The organism is Variovorax sp. GW821-FHT09D05, assembly GCF_059416325.1.
On the sequence record NZ_JBWKOZ010000018.1, the window covers coordinates 1 to 20,889 of the forward strand.

A 20,889-nucleotide genomic window follows, 5' to 3' on the forward strand; every position below is an offset into this window, starting at 1 on the left:
ATTCGGGGCGGGAGCGGCTGCCGGTGCTGCTGCGGCATCCGTCGTTGCTGTTTGCGCCAGGGCTGCGCCCGAAGCGGCGAATGCGGTGATCAACACGAGCGCGTGCTTGACTGCGATGGTGGAAGCGGCCCTGCTGGGGATTTTTTTCATGAGGCAATAGTTAAAAAAACGGAAGCGCATAGCCTAGAAGCCGCCTCATAAAAGCCTTGTAAAAAGTAGCGCCGCGCGCATAAAGATTTCATCGCGGCTTCATGCTCCGGCGCTGCCGGACCTGGTCAGACGGACAGCCTGTAGCCCACCGCCGTCTCGGTCAACAGATGGCGCGGCTGCGCAGGGTCGACTTCCAGTTTCTGGCGCAGATGCCCCATGTAGATGCGCAGATAGTGGTTCTGCTCCGTCTGCGCCGGACCCCACACAGTGATCAGCAACTGGCGTTGCGTCAGCACGCGCCCCACGTTGGCAATCAACACCGACAGGAGGCGATATTCCGTTGGCGTGAGGTGCACTTCGACACCGGCGCGCCGCACCACCCGGGCAACGTGGTCGACCTCCACCTCGCCGAAGCGAAAGACGGCTTCGGCCTCCTCCGCACCGCTGATCGGGCGCGGCCGGCGCAGCGTGGCCCGCACGCGCGCCAGCAACTCGCCTGCGCCGAAGGGCTTGGTCAGATAGTCGTCGGCGCCGGCATCCAGCGCGGTGATCTTGTCGGCCTCGCTGGTGCGTGCCGACAGCACGATGATCGGCACGGCGGACCAGCGGCGAACATCGAGGATGAGCGATACGCCGTCGCCGTCCGGCAGTCCAAGGTCCAGAACGAGCAGGTCGGGCCTGCGGGTTCCTGCGGCCGTCAGGCCTTCGCGCAGCGTGCCGGCCTCGTGCACCTGCCAGCCTTCGGTTTCGAGCGCACCACGCACGAACCGCCGGATCTGCGGCTCGTCTTCAATGACAACGGCTGTGTGTGAGGACATGTTCTTCAGAGCTGGGCTTCCATGGATACCGGCGGGGCCCGCCGCGGCAATGTCACGACGAACTCGGCGCCACCGTCCTGCGCGTTCGAGGCAGTCACGTCTCCGCCGTGTGCATTGACCACGGCCTTGCAGATGGCAAGACCCAGGCCGACGCCAGGCGTGGCCGATTCCGCCTGGCCACGCGTGAACTTGTCGAACAGCGTCTGCTCATGGCCCTTCACGACGTCGGGCAGGCCGGGCCCGTGGTCGCGCACCGTGAGCACCAGGGCGGCGTCGGTGACGGAGCCGCTCACCACGATCGGCGGCGCGCCGTATTTCGCGGCGTTTTCCAGCAGGTTGACGAGCACGCGCTCGATGAGCACGGCATCGAACTCGACGAGCGGCAAGTCGACCGGCAGCACCGTCTGCACATGCACGCCGCCCAGCGCCGGTTCGGCCGCCCGGATCGCCGACCCGAGGACTTCTTCCACCGACTGCCAGTCGCGCCGCAGGTTCACCGCGCCGCCGGCAATGCCGCTTTCGAGGCGCGCCATGTCCAGCAGATTGCTGACCAGCGCGTGGAGCTGGTGTGCCTGCGAGACGATTGCGCGAGCGGCCTCCACGTGCTCGTCGGACGGCAGGTTCTGCAGCGACTCGGCCAGTGCGATCAACGCTGTGAGCGGGGTGCGTACGTCATGCGAAATTGCTCCGAGCAAGGCGTTGCGCAGGCGCTCCGATTCCATTTCGACCACCGCCTGCTGGGCCACCTCGACGTAATGCACGCGCTCCAGCGCGATGGCGATCTGCCGCGCCAGCGTCTCGAGTTGCTGCGCCTGCTCGGGAATCAGCAGCCAGCGCGGCTGCGCCGGCGACAGCGCGAGCACGCCGCGAATGCGCATCGGCGCCTGCAGCGGCACGTAGTGCCAAGGTTGTGCCGCCAGCGTGGCGGTTGCGAGTCCGGCCGGCTGGCCCTGGCGAAACGACCAATCGGCGACGGAGGCGTCGAATCCCTTGGGTGCCTGCGACGGCATCACGAGACGGTCGTTCGCGTCCGTCACCAGCACCAGCGCACGGCCGCCGAAATGGCCTTCGACCGCCGCTGCTCCGAGCTCGACAACCTGCGTGCTCTCGAGCGCAGCCGACAGCTCGCGCGTGAGTTCGAACAGCGATTGCGCCCGTCGCTCGCGGCTGGCGGACACGCCGGCCGCGAAGCGCAGCCCGGCCGTGAGCTGCCCCACCAGCAGGCCGACGCCGAGCATGACGACGAAGGTCAGGACGTACTGCACGTCGCTGACGCTGAAGGACAGCCGCGGCGGCACGAAGAAATAGTCGAAGGCCGCAACGTTGAGCAGCGCGGCGAATGCCGCCGGTCCGCGCCCGAAGCGCAGCGCCGAACCGACTACGCCGAGCAGGAACAGCATCACGATGTTGGTCAGCTCCAGCACATTCGACAGCGGCATGGCAACCAGCGTGATGCCCACGCTGATCGCCGCGGTAAAGGCGTAGCCGGGCCATCGCGCTCGTGGCCTGTCCGTGTCTTCCACGTTGTCGTCGGCAAGCCGGCCGGGGCGCCCATGCGCAATGCGCCGGGAGCTTTCGGCTCGCGCGACCTCGACGATGTCGAGGCCTGGAGCGTGGCGGGCGAGTTCACGCGTCAGCGCGGCCGAAGGCCACCATCGCAGCCAGCCTTCGGCCGGTTCGGCGCGCCCCACGACCAGCGTTGCGCAGTTGAGCCGCTGGGCTTGCCCGGCAAGTTCCACCGCGACGTCGACGCCAGTCAGCACCGCAGTCACCGCGCCCAGTTCCTCGGCCAGCTTCAGCACTGCAAGGATGCGATCGCGCTCCTCCGCGGCAAGCCGCTGCAACCTGGGCGTTTCGACATACACCGCATGCCAGCGCACATTCAGTTGACCCGCGAGACGCGCCGCCGTGCGCACCGTCTGCGCCGCGCCTTCATGCGGGCCCACGCAGGCGAGGATCGCGCCCGAGGTGTTCCAGGCCTGCAGCTCGCGGCCCTGCCCGTTGCCGCCAGCGCCCGATTGCTCCACGCGCCAGCCACGCACGTCGTCTTCCACATGCTCGGCGGTGCGGCGCAGTGCGATCTCGCGCAATGCGATCAGGTTGCCCTTGCGAAAGAAGTTCTGCGCAGCGCGCTCGGCCTGCTGCGGCAGGTAGACCTTGCCGGCCGCGAGCCGCGCCGTGAGTTCGTCGGGCGTGACGTCGACCAGCACCACCTCGTCGGCCTCGTCGAGCACAGTGTCGGGCACGGTCTCGTGCACACGCACGCCGGTGATCGCGCCGACCGTGCCGTTGAGGCTTTCGAGGTGCTGCACGTTGAGGGCAGACCACACCTCGATGCCGGCGGCCAGCAGTTCCTGCACGTCCTGCCAGCGCTTGGCGTGGCGCGAGCCGGGGGCGTTGGTGTGAGCCAGTTCGTCGACCAGCAGCACGGCGGGCTTGCGCGCGAGCGCGGCATCGAGATCGAATTCGGCGAGAGTGCGGCCGCGGTAGTCCAGCTCGCGCAGCGGCAGTGTGTCGAGCCCCGTGAGCAGCGCGGCGGTTTCGGTGCGGCCGTGGGTCTCGACCACGCCGATCAGCACGTCGCGCCCTGTGGTGCGCTCGCGCTGCGCGGCACTCAGCATCGCCCAGGTCTTGCCGACACCGGCACTGGCGCCGAAGTAGATGCGCAGCTTGCCGCGCAGTGCGCGCGCTTCGTCGTTTCGCAATTGGGCCAGCAGGGCATCGGGGTCCGGGCGAATGACATCTTGCATGGACAAGGCCTGCTAGCGTTGCGTGGGGCCCTTGCGCGAGGCAGGACTGCTTGCCTTGGACTCCCTGCGCCTGGCTCCACGCGCATGCCGGCGCGCAGTGCGGGACACGATGAACCACGCGAACCCCAGAGGAATGAACAGCGCCGCCATCGCGCAAAGGACGTGGAACAGGTCAGTCACCATGGTGCAGCTCGCGCGACGCGGGAGTCGTCGCTCCTTACTTCACCTTGTCGAGGGCAATGTTGAGCGACAGCACGTTGACGCGCGACTCGCCCAGCAAGCCGAACAGCGGAGCCTGGGTGTTGCTTGCAATCAGCGCGTTGACCTGCTCGATCGGCACGCCGCGTACGCGCGCCACGCGCGCGGCCTGGTATTGCGCGGCGGCGGGGCTGATGTCGGGGTCGAGCCCGCTGGCCGAAGCCGTGACGAGGTCGACCGGCACCGGCGCGGTGTTGCCCGGATCGGCCGCGCGCAGCGCCTCGACGCGCGCCTTCACCGCATCGGTCAGCGCGGGGTTGAGCGGCCCCTGGTTCGAACCGCCCGAGGCGGTCGCGTTGTAGGGCTGCGGCGCGGTGGCCGACGGCCGGCCCCAGAAGTGCTTCGGGTCGCTGAAGTTCTGGCCGATGAGCCTGGAGCCCACGGTCGTGCCGTCGAGCACGATCAGGCTGCCCGCCGCCTGCGAAGGAAACACCGCCTTCGCGGCGCCAGTGACGGCCATCGGATAGATCAGGCCGGTGAGTGCGCTCAGCAGCGCAAAGACCACGAGCACGGGACGAACGATATTGCCGTTGTTGTTCATGATTGGGAACTCCTCAGACGAGATGGACGGCTACAAGAAGCCAGTCGATCAACTTGATGCCGATGAAGGGGACGACCAGGCCGCCCAGGCCATAGATGGCAAGGTTGCGGCGCAGCAGCGCGGCGGCGCCGACGGGCCGGTAGCGCACGCCCTTCAATGCCAGCGGAATCAGGAACACGATGACCAGCGCGTTGAAGATCACCGCGCTCAGAATGGCCGACGACGGGCTCGCGAGCCGCATCACGTTGAGCGCGCCCAGTTGCGGATAGGTCGATACGAAGATCGCCGGAATGATGGCGAAGTACTTCGCCACGTCGTTCGCAATCGAGAAGGTGGTGAGCGAGCCGCGCGTCATCAGCAGCGCCTTGCCGGTTTCCACCACTTCGAGCAGCTTGGTCGGGTTGGAGTCGAGGTCGACCATGTTGCCGGCCTCCTTCGCAGCCTGCGTGCCGCTGCCCATGGCCACGGCCACGTCGGCCTGCGCGAGCGCGGGGGCGTCGTTGGTGCCGTCGCCGGTCATGGCCACGAGGCGGCCTTCGGCCTGGTACTGGCGGATGAGCGCGAGCTTGTCTTCGGGTGTGGCTTCGGCCAGGAAGTCGTCGACGCCGGCTTCGGCTGCGATGGCCGCGGCGGTGAGCTTGTTGTCGCCGGTGATCATCACCGTCTTGATGCCCATGCGGCGCAGCTCGGCAAAGCGCTCCTTGATGTCGGTCTTGACGATGTCCTTGAGCTCGACCACGCCAAGCACGCGGTTGCCTTCGGCCACGGCCAGCGGCGTGCTGCCGCGACGGGCCGCTTCTTCGGCCGCGCGCAGCACCTCGGGCGCCATGCTGCCGCCGAGCGCCTCGACGTGGCGGCGCACTGCATCGACCGCGCCCTTGCGCAGCTGGACGGCATCAGTGTCGAGGCTGTTGGGCGCGGCGGGCAGGTCGACGCCGCTCATGCGGGTCTGCGCGGTGAAGGGCACGAAATGCGCGCCCTCGACCGACGTCGCTGCGTCGAGGCCGTCGCGGCGGGCCAGCTCCACGATGCTGCGGCCTTCGGGCGTTTCGTCGGCCAGCGATGCGAGCATCGCAGAGCGGGCCAGGCGGGCCTTCGGAATGCCGGGCGCGGGCAGGAACGAAGTGGCCTGGCGGTTGCCGTGCGTGATGGTGCCGGTCTTGTCGAGCAGCAGCACATCGACGTCGCCGGCGGCTTCCACCGCGCGGCCCGAGGTGGCGATCACGTTGGCCTGCATCATGCGGCTCATGCCGGCCACGCCGATGGCCGACAGCAGGCCGCCGATGGTGGTCGGGATCAGGCACACCAGCAGCGCGACCAGCGCGGTGAGCGACACCACGGTTCCCGCATTGGATGCACCGACGCTGAATATCGAGAACGGCAGCAGCGTGGCGGTGACGATCAGGAACACCAGCGTGAGCGCAACCAGCAGGATGGTGAGCGCGATCTCGTTGGGCGTCTTCTGGCGCTTGGCGGCCTCGACCATGGTGATCATGCGGTCGAGGAACGACTCGCCCGGGTTCACCGAGACACGCACCACCAGCCAATCGGACAGCACGCGGGTGCCGCCGGTCACTGCCGAGAAGTCGCCGCCCGATTCGCGCACCACGGGCGCCGATTCGCCGGTGATGGCGCTTTCGTCGACCGAGGCCACGCCTTCGATGACTTCGCCGTCGAGCGGAATGACGTCACCGGTCTCGACCAGCACGACGTCGCCCTTGCGCAGGTTGGGCGCCTGTTCGGGCAGCCACTGCGCGCCATGGTGCGGCTCATGCAGCTTCTTGGCCCAGGTGTCCTTGCGCAGGCCGCGCAGCGAGGCGGCCTGCGCCTTGCTGCGGCCTTCTGCCAGTGCTTCGGCGAAGTTGGCGAACAACACGGTGAACCACAGCCAGATGGTCACGGCCAGCACGAAGGCGGGCTTCATGCCGGTGTCGCCCGGGAAGCTCATCGCATGCACCCAGAGCAGCGTCGTCAGGATGCTGCCGATGTAGACGATGAACATCACCGGATTGCGCCACTGCACCCGCGGGCTCAGCTTAGTGACGGAGGCCCAGAGGGCGGGCCGCAGAAGCGCTGCATCGAACAGCGAAAGGGAAGTATTGGTCTTTGTAGTCATGGTCCGGGCCTCACTTCGCCCACAGCATCAGGTGCTCGACGACCGGTCCCAGCGCGAGCGCCGGCACGTAGTTGAGCAAGCCCACCAGCAGCACGGTGCCGATCAGCAGCGTCACGAACAGCGGCCCATGCGTGGGCATGGTGCCGGCCGTGACCGGAAGGCGCTTCTTGGCGGCGAGCGCACCGGCAATGGCGAGCACCGGCACGATCACGCCGAAGCGGCCGAACCACATGACGACCGCCAGCAGCGCGTTGTAGAACGGCGTGTTGGCCGACAAACCCGCGAAGGCGCTGCCGTTGTTGTTGCCGGCCGAGGTCAGCGCGTACAGGATCTCCGAGAACCCATGCGCGCCGGGGTTGGCGATGCCGGCCTTGCCCGCATCGGCGATCACGGCAACGGCCGTGCCGGCCAGCACCAGGATCGGCGTCACAAGAATGGCGACCGAGGTGAGCTTCATCTCATAGACCTCGATCTTCTTGCCGAGGTACTCGGGCGTGCGGCCGATCATCAGGCCGGCGATGAACACCGCCAGGATCGCGAAGATCAGCATGCTGTAGAGCCCGGTGCCCACGCCGCCGAACACCACTTCGCCGAGCTGCATCAGCACCATGGGCACCATGCCGCCGAGCGGGGTGAGCGAGTCGTGCATGGCGTTCACCGCGCCGCACGAGGCGGCCGTGGTGATGGCGGCGAAGAGGGCCGAGGCGTCGATGCCGAAGCGCACTTCCTTGCCTTCCATGTTGCCGCCGCTTTGCAGCACGCTCGACACCTGGTCGACGCCCAGCGGCGTCAGCAGCGGGTTGCCGGCCTGCTCGGCGGGGGTGAGCACGACCACGGCGATGACGAAGATCACCGTCATGGCCGCGAGCACGGCCCAGCCCTGGCGGATGTCGCCGACCACGCGGCCGAAGGTGAAGCACAGCGCCGCCGGGATCACGAAAATCGCGAGCATCTGCAGCAGGTTCGCAAACGCCGTCGGGTTCTCGTACGGATGCGCCGAGTTGGCATTGAAGAAGCCGCCGCCGTTGGTGCCGAGCATCTTGATGGCTTCCTGCGAAGCAACCGGGCCCATGGCGAGCGTCTGCGTCTTGGTGGTGGCGTCTTCCATCACCGGCTGGCCCTTGTCGTCCTTCAGCGGCTGGCCATTGGCGTCGTTCTTCGGCTGCTGGAAGGCGGTGGTCTCGAGCGTGTCCACCGTCTTGTAGGCGTCGAAGTTCTGGATCACGCCCTGGCCCGCGAGGAGCATCGCGAGCACGAAGGAGATCGGCAGCAAAAGCCAGGTCGTGATGCGCGTGACATCGACCCAGAAGTTGCCCACGAAGCCCTTGCCGTCGGTGCGGCGCGCCGCAAAGCCGCGCACCAGCACGAAGGCCACTGCAATGCCCGTGGCGGCGGAGAAGAAGTTCTGCACCGTGAGGCCGAGCATCTGCGTGAGATAGCTCATGGTCGATTCACCGGCATAGCCCTGCCAGTTGGTGTTGGAGACGAAGCTCACCGCGGTGTTGAAGGCCGAGTCGGGCGACACGGCCGTCATGCCCGCCGGGTTGAACGGCAGCCAGCCCTGCAGTCGTTGCAGGCCATAGACAGCCAGTGCACCGACCGCGTTGAACGCGAGCAGCGCAAAGGCGTAGCTGCGCCAGTGCATGGAGCTGTCGGGCGAGACCCCGGCAAGCTTGTAGAGAGGTGCTTCGACGCGTTGAGTCCAACGCGGCATATGGCCATTGCACATCGCCGCCAGGAAACGTCCGAGCGGCCATGCAAGCAACAGCAGCACGACGAGATAGAAGGCCAGAAGCCCCCAGGCCGAGCTACTCATGATCAGAACTCCTCGGCGCAGATGAGCGCAAAGACGAGGTAGGCAAACAGGATCACGGCGATAAGCCCGGCGAACCCGTAGAGGACTTCAAGTCCGATCATGGCCGTTCTCCCTTGGGCGTATCGAGCTTGTGCAGCCCGACTACCAGTTCGGCCACTACGACCCACATGACCGCAATGGCGGCAATCCACACGATGTCCATTCATCACTCCTGCAAACGAAACAAGTCAGTGAGTCTCTGCAGGCGCGCGTAAAAACAGGGATAAATCTTGGGAGCGGGCTGTAAAAAGAATATAAAAATCCGGAGAGCGCGGTATGCGAAGGAACGACGCATCGCTTTGAAACATGCGAAAGCACGTGCCCCTTGACGGCTGCCGGTAGGCCAAGGCTGCGGTTCGCCGCAGTGACAGCGCTCGAAAGACCCCACAAAGGACCCCGATGAACGCGATCAAAGAAGCACGCCAGATCATCACGGCCGACCCGAACGGCGAGGAGTCCCTGACTCTGGCCCGACTGGTGCTGGCCCTGGAATCCGAGGGCGACTTCCCTCTTGCCAGCCTCTACACGCTGAGCCTCGGCACCTTCAGTCTTGCGATGGAAATCCTGAAGGAGTGGCGGCTCGACCGCTACTACGCGAGAAAGGGAAAGCTGCTGGATGTGTCCTATCAGGCGCAGGTCCTGGCAGCACACTGAAACTCCGCCAGAGGCCGCACCTTGGAACGCACCATGGTCCCGGCAAGCCAGTTGCGGGTCATCATCGACGAGGTTGAACCTCACGCGTTTTCCTGGACGCTCATGGAGCGCAAGGAGACGGACATCATCGATGTGCAGGTGGCGCGCTCTCCGAAGAACTTCCCTGAATTCGATCTTGCATTGGAAGACGGCTTTCTCGCGCTGAAGGAGTTGGCGCGCGAGCACAAGCGTTGACTGACGGTGCTGCCCGGTGCGTCGCACCAGGCAGCCTCCGGATTCATTACTTGGCGGCGGCGACAGACACCTTGTTCGCGGCTTGCTTGATCAACGCAGCAACAGCCTTGGGATTCGAAACGTAGACGGCGTGGCTGCCTGGGACTTCCGTGACGACGGAACCCGCGCGCTTGGACATGTTGCGCTGCGCAGGCGGCGGGATCATCTTGTCGTCCTTGGCCACGAGGTACCAGCTCGGCTTCGACTTCCATGCCGGTTCGCTCACCGCGCCGGCGAGGGCTGCAACACCCCATGGCACCTGCGAATTCGCCATGAACGCGGCCGTTTCGCCCTTCACGTCCGCTGCGAAAGAGGCAGCGAACTTCGTCTTGTCAAGCATCAGGAAGCCGTCGACCGGCGGGAGGATCGGGGGCACCGGCGCGCCAGGCGGCGGGTTCTTGATCAGCGAGTCGACCGACTCGCCCTTGTCGGGAGCAAACGCAGCGATATAGACCAGGCTCGCCACTTTTTCGTCGTTGCCTGCCTCGGTGACGACGACACCGCCATACGAGTGACCGACGAGAACGACCGGCCCCTTCTGGGCGGCGATTGCGCGCTTCGTGACGGCGACGTCGTCCGCCAGCGAGATGGTCGGGTTCTGGACGATGGTGACGTCGTACCCATCCTTCGTGAGGATCTTGTAGACGCCTTCCCAGCCGGAACCGTCGACGAAACCACCGTGCACCAGAACGATGCCGGGCTTTGCCGTCGTGGCGGTGGCAGCGCTGGCCGCACCCGTTGCGATGACTGCGGCGCCGAAAGCGGCGGTGAAGAGCTTTGCGATCTTGAGCATGGACATTTGCAACTCCTGAATGCGCGCATCAGCGCGCTGCTGATTGAACAAGTGCGTTACGGGCGATGCCACCGAAAGCCGCACACGAACTCTCGTGGTGCCGTAAATTTACGACTCAATAGTTTAAGTGTCAAGTATTTAGTGGTGAAGCTGTTTTCCGCTCTTGAGGGTTGACGGCAGCCGCGTTGGCGGGGATGAAAGTGACGCACGAAATTACGGCCGTCGGCACCTTGCGGGCGCGGACGGCCGTAATCTCGTGCAGCAGCGCGAGTCTTGGCTTATGCCTCGTAGTGGCTGAGGAACAGGTCTACCGCCGCATTGGCGATCTGCCGCTGCGCACGCGGCGCCAGCTTGGGCTGGCCCAGCGCGACCTGCGGCCAGAAGGCCACGCCCTTGACCAGGCTCTCCAGTTGCTGCGCGGCCAGTGAAGCGTCGCCTGCCTTCAGGCGGCCGTCCTTCTGAGCGGCGCGAATCCAGCCGAGCACCCCGCCTTCTTTCTGGCCCAGGCGATTCATCATCTCCTGCACGCGTTCGGGCGAATGGATGGCGGCCGCGATGGCCACGCGTGCAAGGTCGAGAAAGTTGTCGTCGGCCAGCAGGGACATTTTCTGCATCAGCAGCGCGAGCAACTGCTCGCGCACCGGCGCATCGGCGCGATAGGGCAGCTCTTCCTGGCTCGCGGCGCTTTCCCACAGCACGCGCAGGATCTCGGCGAAGAGTTCGTCCTTGCTCGGAAAGTGGTTGTACAGCGTGCGCTTCGAAACCTCGGCGCGGGCGGCGATCTTGTCGACGCTCGTAGCCTCGAAGCCGCTGGCGCGGAACTCGGCGATGGCGGCCTGGACGATCGCCTCGCGCTTGCGGTCGGTAAGACGTATAGCCTGGGTCATTGGCGGATTTTACACCGCTGAGTTTACTTTTTTGAATTTCGCTGTACACTCCGAAAAATTACACCGCGTGGTGTACTTTTTATCCTCCCTCTTGATCGGAGTGCTCCGCATGACCAACCAGTCCCTCTGCCTTCGCCGCAGCGAGCCCGTCGTTCGCGCCTCGTCGCCGCGACAGCTTGACGGCAAGTTCCGCAACGTCGTGCCGCGCGAGGAACCCGGCTTCGCCAAGACGCTCGCCATCGCCTGGCGCATATTGACGCAGAAGCCCGACACCACGGTGCCGCGCGCGCCGATTCCGGTGCAGCCCCTCAGCGCGGCAGCACTGGCCGCCGCACCCGACGCAAGCCTGTTCCGTCTCGGGCATTCCACCCTGCTCCTGAAGCTCGCCGGCGAGTTCTGGCTTACCGACCCGGTGTTCTCCGAACGCGCATCACCGTTCCAGTGGATGGGGCCGAAGCGCTTTCATGCACCGCCCATTGCCATCGACGATCTGCCGCCGATCAAGGGCGTGATCCTGTCGCACGACCACTACGACCATCTCGACCACGCAGCCATCGTGAAGCTGGCGCCGAAGGTGGATGTGTTCATCACGCCCATCGGCGTGGGCGACCGCCTGATCGCCTGGGGCGTGGACGCGGCCAAGGTGCAGCAGCTCGACTGGTGGCAGCAGACGGCTGTGGCGGGCGTGCGGCTGGTGGCGGTGCCGGCGCAGCATTTTTCCGGGCGCAGCCTTACCGACAGCGATCGCACCCTGTGGGTGTCGTGGGTGATCATGGCCGGCGACCTGCGCCTGTTCTTCAGCGGCGACACCGGCTACCACGCCGACTTCAAGACCATCGGCGAGCGCTTCGGCCCCTTCGATGTGACGATGCTCGAAACCGGCGCGTACGACGCACAGTGGCCCGAAGTGCACATGCAGCCCGAAGAAACGCTGCAGGCCCATCTCGATCTCAAAGGCCGCTGGCTGATGCCCGTGCACAACGGCACCTTCGACCTGGCGATGCACGCCTGGCACGAGCCCTTCGACCGCATCCAGGCACTGGCTGAAGCAGCCGGCATCGAGCTGGCCACACCGGCCATGGGCGAACAACTGTCGCTGGCCCAGCCGCACACGGGGCGGCGCTGGTGGCGCGAGCTCTAGCAGCAAACTCCGCATCGAAGGCACCCGCACAAAATAGAGAATGATTCTCATCCGTACGCATGAGATAAACTTCGCGTGAATTCTCTTTGAGTACTGCGCGCTTGCACGCGGCGCGGGCTCGCACGCTCCCATGCACAAGCTCCTTCTGGCAACGCCACTCGCGCTCGCGGGCGCCGTTTCTCACTCTCACGCACAAACGCCCGATCCCGCCTCCGATGCGTCCGGGCAGCTCAGCACAGTCACGGTGCAATCCAGCGCGACCAACGGGTTCGTCGCGAACACCGTGGAGGCCGGCACATTCCGGGGCGCCAACATCCTGGAGGTTCCCGCGACGGTCAACACGGTCACGAGCGACGTGTTCGAGCTCCAGGGCGCGACAGGTATCTACGACGTGCTGCGCAACACCGCCGGCGTGACGCGCCAGCAGAACGGCGGCGACACCTTCGACCAGCTCGTGATCCGCGGCATTGCGGTCGAGAACCGGACGAACTACCGGCTCAACGGCTCCCTCGCAATTCCCAACGTCTCCGAGATCCCCATGGAGAACAAGGAGCGTGTCGAGGTGCTGAAGGGGGCCTCGGCGCTCTACTACGGCTTCACCACGCCGGCCGGCATCATCAACCTGGTGACCAAGCGCGCCGGCAGCACGCCGGTGACTTCCGTCGGCCTCACCGTCGACGACAAGGGCTCCCTGCAGGCCTCCACCGACATCGGGCGCCAGTTCGGCAACCAGAACCAGTTCGGGGTGCGAATCAACGCGGCCGGCGGCCGCGTCGGCTCCAACATCGACGGCATAGACGGCAATCGCAGGTTCGTGTCGGCCGCTTTCGACTGGCGCGTCAACAGCCGCCTCACCCTCAAGGCCGACGTAGAAAACTACCGCAAGCGCATCACCGAGCAGGCCGGCATCACGAGGCCGGCGGCCGTCAACGGCGTGATCACCCTGCCAGCCCTGCCCGACCCGGACAGGCTGCTGGGCCCGGCCTGGGCGGTCTTCGACGCCGAAGTCACCAACACCCAGTTGCGCGCCGACTATTCGCTCAGCGACAACTGGGCACTGACGGTGGAAGCCGGTCACTCCGAAGCCGAGCGCGACCGCAGGCTCGCCAGCTTCAGCAACTACAACGTGCTGACCGGCGCAGGCCGCATCACCGGCAACGACCAGAGCCTGAAGCAGACCTCCGACCTGTTCCGCACGGAGCTTTTCGGCACCTTCTCGACCGGCAGCGTGCAGCACGAACTCACCATCGGCGCCGCGCAGAGCAAGAAAACTCAGGATCCGATCTACCAGCGCAACTACGGCGGCGCGAGTACCGCGCAGAACCTGTACAACCCGGTCGTCATCGGCTACCTGCCGCTGACCGCGCTCCCGACCCGGCCCACCACCGGGGCACAGGACAGCAAGGAACTGGGTCTTTACGCACTCGACCGCATCACCCTCTCGCCGCAATGGCAACTGGTGGTCGGTGCGCGCCATACGCACTTCGAGAGCACGCAGGGCGCGAGCGCCACGATCCCCCTGATCGCCTTCGACGTGCGCAAGACCACGCCGCTCGCGGCGCTCAGCTACAAGTTCACGCCCGACCTGGTGGGCTACGTGTCGTACGCACAAGGCGTCGAGGAAGGCGAAATCGCACCCGCCGGCACCACCAACCAGAACGCCCACATGCCGCCCGGCGTGAGCAAGCAGAAAGAAATCGGCCTGCGCTGGCTCACCAGCGGGGGCATGCTGCTGTCCGGCGCCCTGTTCGACATCGAACGCCCGGGCGCCTACACCAACAGCGCCAACACCTTCGTGGCCGACGGCCGGCAGCGCTACCGCGGCCTCGAACTCTCGGCACAGGGCCGCCTGACCCGCGCACTCGCTTGGCAACTCTCGGCCCAATCGCTCGACGCAGAGTTCCGCGATATCAACGCGCAGTACAACGGGAAGATGCCCGAGAACACCGCCAAGCAGACAGCCAGCGCCTTCCTCTCGTACGACATCGCGGCAGTGCCGGGCCTGTCGGTCAACGGCGGGGCCTACTACACGGGGCGGCGCCCGGTGGACGACCTGAACCAGGCGTTCATCGGCGGAAACACCATCTTCGGCCTGGGCGCCCGCTACGTCACGCAGCTGTTCGGCAAGCGCACCCTGTGGCAGATCAACATCGACAACGTCGCCGACAAGCGCTACTGGGCGGCGGCCGGCACGCGGCTGGCCGTTGGAACGCCGCGCTCGGTCAAGGCAACGCTGAAGATCGATCTCTGACACCAACAACAACCCAGCCGCGCCCACGGCGGCCCCAACCCCACTTCCCGACATGGCCCTCCTGAGGCGCGCCTGGTTCCAGATCCACTGGTTCATCGGCATCACGGCCGGGTCCGTGCTCGTGCTGATCGGGCTGACCGGCGCCACGCTCTCCTTTCGCGCCGAGATCATCGACGCGATCAATCCCGAACTGCGCCATGCGCCCAACCCGGGCGGCGCGACGGCGCTGTTGCCCGCGGCACTGGCACAGCAGCTGCAGGCGGCGCATCCGAAGCGCCGGATCGTCACGCTCACCGTGTTTGCCGAACCCGGGCGGCCGGCACGCGTCAACTTCGCCCCACCGGAAGGCCAGCGCCAGGGCGAAGTGCGGCTGGTCGATCCATGGACGGCCGAGCTGCTGCCCGAGCCGAAAGGCGACGCCTTCTTCGAGTTTGTCGAAAGCCTGCATCGATGGCTGCTGCTGCCCCGCGACACAGGCAAGCCCGTCACCGGCACCCTGGCCACGGGCCTGCTGATCCTGGCGTTGTCGGGCCTCTATCTGCGCTGGCCGCGCCGGCCGCTTGCCTGGCGGGCCTGGTTGAAGCTGGACTTCGCGCTCACCGGTCGCGCATTCCTCTGGAACCTGCATGCGGTGGTCGGCACCATTGCACTGCTGGCGTACCTGGCCTCCAGCCTGACGGGCCTCTACTGGGGCTTCGATGGTGTGCGAACGCTGGTCGACAACGCAGCAGGCGAAGGTCGCATGGTCCGCACGCAGCGCATGCAGGCCGGCGGCGCGGCTGCCAAGGCAACTGCGGCGCCCAAGCCCGACCTGCAACGAGTGTGGCAATCCTTCCTGCAGGAAACCAACGGCGACTGGAGCCTGGTCACGCTGCGCATGCCCACGCGCAACGCAACGCAGATCGAAGCGACCTACCTGCGTGCCAACCCGGAGCACGAGCGCGCACGCAACCGCCTCTATCTCGACGCCGTCACCGGCGAAGCCACGCAACATGAACGCTACGCCGACAAGCCATTGGCGGGCCGGCTGGTCAACAGCATCTATCCGCTGCACATGGGAACCTACTGGGGCCTGCCGGGCCGCATCGTGATGACGCTCAGCAGCCTGGGGCTGTCGCTGTTCGCAATCACGGGATGGATGCTCTATCTCGGGCGCCGGCGCACGAAGCGCGCGGTGCGCGACGAACGCGCACGCCTCAGCCCGGCCCTGCCACCGGACAGCCACGGCGCCGAGCCCGTGCTGCTCACCTTCGCGACCCAGACCGGCCATGCAGAGCGCATCGCGTTGCAGACGGCGGCGGTGCTGCAATCGGCTGGCGTCGCGGTGGTGCTGCAGCCACTGGTGCGCCTGAGCGTGGATGCGCTGCAGCGCTACCGCAAGGTGCTGCTGGTGGCCAGCACCTTCGGCGACGGCGATCCGCCAGACAGCCTGCGCGCCTTTGCACGCCAGTTCGCGCGACAGACTGGGTCGGGCTTGCAAAACGTGCACTACGGTTTGCTCGCATTGGGTGACAGGCACTACGCCAACTTCTGCGGCTTCGGCAGGGCGCTCGACCACGATCTGCGCGGCCATGGCGCGCAGGCGCTGTTCCCGATGATCGAGGTGAGCAACGGCGATGCCGCCGCCCTTGCGCGCTGGCAGCAGTCGCTGGCCGACACGTTCGCCGTGCAGGTCGACACGTGGCAAAGACACCAGCCGAAGGTGGCACCCTTCGAGCCGTGGCGCCTCGTGCGCCGCACCCTGCTCAACGCAGGCAGTCAAGGCGCGCCCCTCTTCGAGATCGAACTGGCCCGCCCCGATTCGAAAGCCTGGAAGCCAGGCGCACTCGTCGAACTGCTGCCGCGCCAGGCTGGCCCTGCGGTTGAACAGTTCCTGCGCAGCGCCGGGCTCGACGGACGAACGCTCGTCCGCTTCGATGGCCATGAGCGCACGCTCGAAGATGCCCTGTCTCGCAGCACGCTTACAACGGCAACACCCGCCGCAACCGCGCAGGCGTTGGCCGACACACTGGTGCCGCTGGCGCCGCGCAGCTACTCGGTGGCATCGATCACAACGGACGGTTGCGTGCAATTGCTGGTGCGCCAGGTCCGCCACGATGACGGACTGGGCATCGCATCGGGCTGGCTGACCGCCTCGGCTCCCGCTGACGCCGCCATCGAGCTGCGCCTGCTGCCCAATCCCGGTTTTGCGCTGGTCGACGACGAGGTGCCGTGCATCTTCATCGGCAACGGTTCCGGCTTCGCGGGCCTGCGCGCGCATCTTCGCGAACGCGCGCGGCGAGGACACGGGCGCAACTGGCTGGTCTACGGCGAGCGGAACGCCGCGCACGATTCCTTCTGCGCCACGGACATCGCGCAATGGCAGGCCGCCGGAGCGCTGGAGCGCGTCGACCTGGTGTTCTCCCGCGACCAGGCCCAACGCCGGTACGTGCAAGACCGGTTGCGCGAAACTGCCGACGCTCTGCGGCAATGGGTTGCCGAGCGTGCCGTGATCTATGTCTGCGGCAGCCTCGAAGGCATGGCTCCGGGCGTCGATTCGGCGCTGCGCGAGGCTCTGGGTGAACAGGTCTTCGACGACCTGGTCGCGCAGGGCCGCTATCGCCGCGATGTCTATTGAGTCACGGCGGGACGCCGTATCCGGCGAAGGCCCGGTTCATGTGCAGCATCCCGAAGAGATTGGTCTCGAGTTGCTCGCGCTACTGCTTGCGCGTTGTCTTCCGTGGTTCGATGTCCATCCCTGAGATGCCGTTCACGAACAGCTGAGTCGCGATCGGGACCATCTGCTCGTAGGTGAAGCGCCCCTCGGGGCGGAACCAGGTGAACATCCAGTTGAGCATGCCGAACAGGAACATCGTCAGCAGCTTGTGAAGCTGCGCATCGTGCAGGTCCGGGCGCGACGCGGCAATGGCGTCGGCAAACACCTGCACCACCGTGCGCTCCTTGTCGAGCACGCGGGCTTGCGCCTCAGGGTCCAGGAAGCGCACGTCCTCGGTGAGCACGCGGTGCTCGTTCTGCGCCTCCGCGTACTCGAGCATGAACGCCTCGATCAGCTCGGGCAGCCGCTGCTCGGCAGCGAGGTCCAGCGCCTCCACCCCCGTCACGATGTCGACCAGGCGCGAGACATGGCCGTGCGCGATATAGAACAACACCTCGGCCTTGTCCTTGAAGTGGTGGTACAGGCCGGGCTTGGACAGATGGCTGGCTTCGGCGATCTCGTTCATCGACGTTGCTGCGTAGCCCTTGCGGGCGAACAGCTCGGCGGCGCTCCTGGCGATCAGGCTGCGCTGGTCGCCCGGGCGGGAAGAGGGGGAGTCAACGGTCATGGGTCGGGATGGATGAGCCCTGCGCCAGGCGGCGACAGCGCGATCGCCGATCTTAGGGGTTAGTCCCGAGCTTTCGCCGCTTGCCTGTATTCGCGCTCCTGCGTTAGTCTCGCCCAGCCCAATACCGACCGGTCGGTCGGTACCTTGACAATCACCCCGACCCAACGAGATGCACCGGATATCCGGTGCACAAAACAAACATTGGAGACGACCATGCGCGACGAAAAACGTGTCCCCCGAGCCCTGCTGCCCAAGGGCTTGCTGCTGGCTGCGGGCCTGGCCCTGCAGGCCTGCGGAGGAGGCGGCGGGGGAGGAGGCGGTGGCTTTCTGCCGATCGTTCCTGCACCCGCGCCTGCACCGGCTCCTCCCGCACCGCCGCCGCCTGCGGGTCCCACCGCCGAGCAGCTCAAGGCCACCTGCAACGCGCTCACCGGACAGGTCATCGAGGGCGTGACCGTCACGGGCACTGCGCGCTTCGAGGCCAAGGCGCCGATCTATTCGTCGGGCTTTTGCCAGGTGCTCGGCACGCGCGCGCCCTTCCTCGACATCGAGATCGATGTGCCGGACAACTGGACCGGACGCTACTGGCAGCAGGGCGGCGGCGGTTTCGACGGACGCATCCCCTCGGCGGTGACGAAGGACGCGGGCGGTGCCGTGACCGCGGTCGACCCCACGCTCGCCCTGAAGGGCGCGGTGTACGCGGCATCCAACGGAGGCAACCGGGCCAGCGTTCCCGCGCAGGCCGCGCCGGGCGTGTGGGTGAGCGGCACGCCCGATGGCCAGCAGTCGGCCGTCGACTATGCGTACGCCGCGGGAGGCACCACGGTGCGTTTCGGCAAGGCCGTCGCCAAGGTCTTCTTCGGCAAGGCGCCGACCCACAGCTACTTCAACGGCTGCTCCAACGGAGGCCGCAACGCCTACATCGCCGCACAGCGCTGGCCCCAGGAGTTCGACGGCATCGTCGCCGGCTGTGAAACCATGGACATGGGCGGGGCCGTCACCGGCCTGATGAACACGGCCGCCAAGGCGGCCACGGCGGCTGAAATCACCCCTGCCCAGTACGCCGCCGCCTACACAGCCGCAGTGACAGCCTGCGACGCCAGCGACGGCGCGACCGATGGCTACCTCGCCAACCCCGGCGCGTGCACCCTCCCCGCCGCATCGCTGCAATGCGGCCAACCCGGCGCGAATGCCGACCCCACCCTGTGCCTGTCGGCTGCGCAGGTGCCCACGCTCGCGGGCCTGCTCAGCGACCTGACGCTGGCCACCGGCGCCACTGCGTACAGCAAGTACAACTGGACCAACTTCGCTCCTGCGTCCCCCATTCCCGGCGTGCCGGCGCTGGGCGTCACGAGCTATGGCGGCCTGGGTGGCGGTTTCGCGTTCCTGGCAACGAACGATCCGCTGTGGTTCGGTGCGCCTCCCCCGGGCACGGCGCCGGCCCCCAACCTGGCCACCTTCGACATCAACCGCGACTACTACGTCTTCAGCAGCGGCCTTCAACGCATCGGCGCCGACCATGACAAGAACGCCATCGCGGCCTACGTGGCATCGGGCCGCAAGCTGCTCTCGTGGCACGACGCAGGGGATCCGCTGCTGTCGGTCAACGATCACGTCCGCAACTTCACCACCATGTCCGGTGTCGCCAAGACGTTCGGGCTGGCCGCCCCTCGCACCAACGCCCGCATGTTCATCGTTCCCGCTTCGACCCACGGGGCGGGCGGCAACCTGGCCGAGGTCGACTGGCTCGGCGCCATCGTCGACTGGGTGGAGAACAGCAAGGCGCCGGATCAGCTGACCTACAACTTCAGGGTGGGCGCCACGGCCCGCACGATGCCGGTCTGCGAGGCGCCGAAGTATCCGCGCTACAACGGGACGGGCGACGTCAACTCTGCGGCCAGCTTCACCTGCACGCCGTGACGGCCGCAACTACGGCAACGCGACGTCGAGCCTTGCAAGCCATGGGGGCGGGTGCGGCGGCGCTGGTTGCCGCGCCATGGGCGTCGCCGGCTCCACGCGACGAAGCAGACACCGAGATCCTGATCGGCCAGTCGTGCCAGCTGAGCGGCCCGCTCGCCCCGCTGACGCGCGAACTCCAGGAAGGCGCCGGGTGGTGCTTCGAGCAGGTCAATGCCAAGGGCGGTGTGCACGGGCGGCAGATCAGGCTCGTCGCGCTCGACGACGCCTACGACCCCAAGCGCACGGCAGAAAACGTGCGGCAGTTGATCGAGAAGAATGGCGTTTTCGCGCTCTTCAATCTCGCGGGCACGCCGACCACCCTGGCCGCGCTGCCGGTATTGCGGGAGTATAAGGTGCCGCTGATCGCGCCCTTCACCGGAACCGATGTCCTGCGCAGCAGCCTCGACAAATACGTCTTCAACGTGCGCGCGGGTTATGCGGACGAGATCGAGAAGATCGTGCAGCACCTCAGCGTCCTGGGCATCGATCGCGTGGGCGTGGCCTATCTGAACAACTCGTTCGGCGCGGGAGGACTCGACGCCGTCAAGAGCGCAGCCGCCAAACGTGGCGTGGCGCTTGCGGCGGCAACGCCGCTGGAGATCGACGGCAGCAGGCTGCAAGAGGCGGCGCAAGACCTCGCGCGCTCCAGGCCGCCGGTGATCATCCTGGCCACGGCGGGTAAGGTCACGAGCGACTTCATCGCGGCCTATCAATCGTCCGGGGCGAGCGCGCAGTTCTATGCCTTGTCCGTGGTCAGCTCCCAGCAGCTGATTCAGGCGCTCGGCGATCGCAGCAAGGGAGTCGCCATCGCCCAGGTGATGCCCTACCCGTGGGGCAACGCCACAAAGCTTGCGCGCGAACTCTCCGACCTTGCGAGCCGCAAGGCAGTGGAGGTCGGCTACAACCACATGGAGGGCTTCGTCTCCGCCAAGGTGCTCGTCGAAGGATTGCAGCAGGCCGGTCCGTCCCCAACGCGCGAGAGCCTCGTGCGAGGCCTCGAAGGCCTGCGCGAACTCGACCTCGGCGGATATGTGGTGCGCTTCTCCGACCGCAACCACAACGGATCGAGCTATGTCGAGCTGACGATCGTCGGTGCCTCGAAACGGGTCTTGCGCTGATC

16 protein-coding genes and 1 pseudogene are annotated in these 20,889 nt (G+C 66.6%); 7 read left to right on the top strand and 10 right to left on the bottom strand.

The genetic code is table 11. The features are described 5' to 3' along the window. From AC07O3_RS33110 to kdpF, 7 genes and pseudogenes are all read right to left on the bottom strand, one after another. Window positions 1-180, bottom strand: a pseudogene (locus AC07O3_RS33110) (hypothetical protein); the annotation flags it as partial. A gap of 95 nt (window positions 181-275) precedes the next feature. Next, entirely contained in the window at window positions 276-968 is a 693-nt protein-coding gene (gene kdpE, locus AC07O3_RS33115) for a two-component system response regulator KdpE (RefSeq protein ID WP_093179898.1), read from the bottom strand. Window positions 969-973: 5 nt separating this feature from the next. Beyond that, the gene (locus AC07O3_RS33120; protein WP_495341367.1) at window positions 974-3,718 is read right to left on the bottom strand and encodes a DUF4118 domain-containing protein; all 2,745 of its coding nucleotides are present in this window, start codon (window positions 3,716-3,718) and stop codon (window positions 974-976) included. Between the two features lie 217 nt (window positions 3,719-3,935). After that, window positions 3,936-4,517: a potassium-transporting ATPase subunit KdpC gene (kdpC, locus tag AC07O3_RS33125; RefSeq protein ID WP_093059546.1), complete on the bottom strand. Its 582-nt coding sequence runs from the start codon at window positions 4,515-4,517 to the stop codon at window positions 3,936-3,938. A 13-nt stretch (window positions 4,518-4,530) separates the two neighbouring features. After that, window positions 4,531-6,633 carry a potassium-transporting ATPase subunit KdpB gene (kdpB, locus tag AC07O3_RS33130; RefSeq protein WP_093081877.1) on the bottom strand — a complete coding sequence of 701 codons (2,103 nt, stop codon included), beginning with the start codon at window positions 6,631-6,633 and terminating at the stop codon, window positions 4,531-4,533. Window positions 6,634-6,643: 10 nt separating this feature from the next. Beyond that, window positions 6,644-8,449, bottom strand: a complete 1,806-nt coding sequence (gene kdpA / locus AC07O3_RS33135; protein WP_093081874.1) for a potassium-transporting ATPase subunit KdpA — start codon at window positions 8,447-8,449, stop codon at window positions 6,644-6,646. 2 nt (window positions 8,450-8,451) lie between these two features. Then, complete coding sequence (kdpF, locus tag AC07O3_RS33140) at window positions 8,452-8,550, bottom strand: K(+)-transporting ATPase subunit F (protein WP_093059552.1); 99 nt, start codon at window positions 8,548-8,550, stop codon at window positions 8,452-8,454. Window positions 8,551-8,887: 337 nt separating this feature from the next. Here kdpF and AC07O3_RS33145 point away from each other — a divergent pair, with 337 nt between their 5' ends. Then, window positions 8,888-9,142 (top strand): hypothetical protein, encoded by a 255-nt coding sequence (locus AC07O3_RS33145; protein ID WP_093059554.1) that lies wholly within the window; start codon window positions 8,888-8,890, stop codon window positions 9,140-9,142. 21 nt (window positions 9,143-9,163) lie between these two features. Continuing rightward, window positions 9,164-9,376, top strand: a complete 213-nt coding sequence (locus tag AC07O3_RS33150) for a hypothetical protein (RefSeq protein ID WP_093081869.1) — start codon at window positions 9,164-9,166, stop codon at window positions 9,374-9,376. 46 nt (window positions 9,377-9,422) lie between these two features. Here the strand turns inward: AC07O3_RS33150 and AC07O3_RS33155 are convergent, their stop codons facing one another. Next, window positions 9,423-10,292 carry an alpha/beta hydrolase gene (locus AC07O3_RS33155; RefSeq protein WP_495341368.1) on the bottom strand — a complete coding sequence of 290 codons (870 nt, stop codon included), beginning with the start codon at window positions 10,290-10,292 and terminating at the stop codon, window positions 9,423-9,425. A gap of 194 nt (window positions 10,293-10,486) precedes the next feature. Continuing rightward, on the bottom strand, window positions 10,487-11,095 hold the full coding sequence (locus AC07O3_RS33160; protein WP_093059556.1) for a TetR/AcrR family transcriptional regulator: 609 nt from the start codon (window positions 11,093-11,095) through the stop codon (window positions 10,487-10,489). 109 nt (window positions 11,096-11,204) lie between these two features. Here AC07O3_RS33160 and AC07O3_RS33165 point away from each other — a divergent pair, with 109 nt between their 5' ends. The 3 genes from AC07O3_RS33165 (at window position 11,205) to AC07O3_RS33175 (ending at window position 17,104) form a co-directional block, all read left to right on the top strand. Then, window positions 11,205-12,236, top strand: a complete 1,032-nt coding sequence (locus AC07O3_RS33165; RefSeq protein WP_354338125.1) for an MBL fold metallo-hydrolase — start codon at window positions 11,205-11,207, stop codon at window positions 12,234-12,236. A 130-nt stretch (window positions 12,237-12,366) separates the two neighbouring features. Then, window positions 12,367-14,487, top strand: coding sequence for a TonB-dependent siderophore receptor (locus tag AC07O3_RS33170; RefSeq protein ID WP_495341369.1), 2,121 nt, complete (start codon window positions 12,367-12,369; stop codon window positions 14,485-14,487). Between the two features lie 52 nt (window positions 14,488-14,539). Then, complete coding sequence (locus AC07O3_RS33175) at window positions 14,540-17,104, top strand: PepSY domain-containing protein (RefSeq protein WP_495341370.1); 2,565 nt, start codon at window positions 14,540-14,542, stop codon at window positions 17,102-17,104. 79 nt (window positions 17,105-17,183) lie between these two features. Here AC07O3_RS33175 and AC07O3_RS33180 read toward each other — a convergent pair whose 3' ends face one another. Next, window positions 17,184-17,810, bottom strand: a complete 627-nt coding sequence (locus AC07O3_RS33180; protein ID WP_093059564.1) for a TetR/AcrR family transcriptional regulator — start codon at window positions 17,808-17,810, stop codon at window positions 17,184-17,186. Between the two features lie 213 nt (window positions 17,811-18,023). On the opposite strand from AC07O3_RS33180, the gene AC07O3_RS33185 reads away from it, so the two are divergent. Together AC07O3_RS33185 and AC07O3_RS33190 are read left to right on the top strand one after the other, a co-directional pair. Continuing rightward, the gene (locus tag AC07O3_RS33185; RefSeq protein ID WP_495341371.1) at window positions 18,024-19,730 is read left to right on the top strand and encodes a tannase/feruloyl esterase family alpha/beta hydrolase; all 1,707 of its coding nucleotides are present in this window, start codon (window positions 18,024-18,026) and stop codon (window positions 19,728-19,730) included. Then, window positions 19,727-20,887, top strand: coding sequence for an ABC transporter substrate-binding protein (locus AC07O3_RS33190; RefSeq protein ID WP_495341372.1), 1,161 nt, complete (start codon window positions 19,727-19,729; stop codon window positions 20,885-20,887). The genes AC07O3_RS33185 and AC07O3_RS33190 overlap by 4 nt, the downstream gene beginning before the upstream one ends. Window positions 20,888-20,889: the final 2 nt, after the last annotated feature.

What these genes read in the sequence shown, in the direction of transcription:
- kdpE (WP_093179898.1), bottom strand. Translation starts at nt 968, where the DNA reads ATGTCCTCACACACAGCCGTTGTCATTGAAGACGAGCCGCAGATCCGG.
- AC07O3_RS33120 (WP_495341367.1), bottom strand. Translation starts at nt 3,718, where the DNA reads ATGCAAGATGTCATTCGCCCGGACCCCGATGCCCTGCTGGCCCAATTG.
- kdpC (WP_093059546.1), bottom strand. Translation starts at nt 4,517, where the DNA reads ATGAACAACAACGGCAATATCGTTCGTCCCGTGCTCGTGGTCTTTGCG.
- kdpB (WP_093081877.1), bottom strand. Translation starts at nt 6,633, where the DNA reads ATGACTACAAAGACCAATACTTCCCTTTCGCTGTTCGATGCAGCGCTT.
- kdpA (WP_093081874.1), bottom strand. Translation starts at nt 8,449, where the DNA reads ATGAGTAGCTCGGCCTGGGGGCTTCTGGCCTTCTATCTCGTCGTGCTG.
- kdpF (WP_093059552.1), bottom strand. Translation starts at nt 8,550, where the DNA reads ATGATCGGACTTGAAGTCCTCTACGGGTTCGCCGGGCTTATCGCCGTG.
- AC07O3_RS33145 (WP_093059554.1), top strand. Translation starts at nt 8,888, where the DNA reads ATGAACGCGATCAAAGAAGCACGCCAGATCATCACGGCCGACCCGAAC.
- AC07O3_RS33160 (WP_093059556.1), bottom strand. Translation starts at nt 11,095, where the DNA reads ATGACCCAGGCTATACGTCTTACCGACCGCAAGCGCGAGGCGATCGTC.
- AC07O3_RS33165 (WP_354338125.1), top strand. Translation starts at nt 11,205, where the DNA reads ATGACCAACCAGTCCCTCTGCCTTCGCCGCAGCGAGCCCGTCGTTCGC.
- AC07O3_RS33170 (WP_495341369.1), top strand. Translation starts at nt 12,367, where the DNA reads ATGCACAAGCTCCTTCTGGCAACGCCACTCGCGCTCGCGGGCGCCGTT.
- AC07O3_RS33175 (WP_495341370.1), top strand. Translation starts at nt 14,540, where the DNA reads ATGGCCCTCCTGAGGCGCGCCTGGTTCCAGATCCACTGGTTCATCGGC.
- AC07O3_RS33180 (WP_093059564.1), bottom strand. Translation starts at nt 17,810, where the DNA reads ATGACCGTTGACTCCCCCTCTTCCCGCCCGGGCGACCAGCGCAGCCTG.
- AC07O3_RS33185 (WP_495341371.1), top strand. Translation starts at nt 18,024, where the DNA reads ATGCGCGACGAAAAACGTGTCCCCCGAGCCCTGCTGCCCAAGGGCTTG.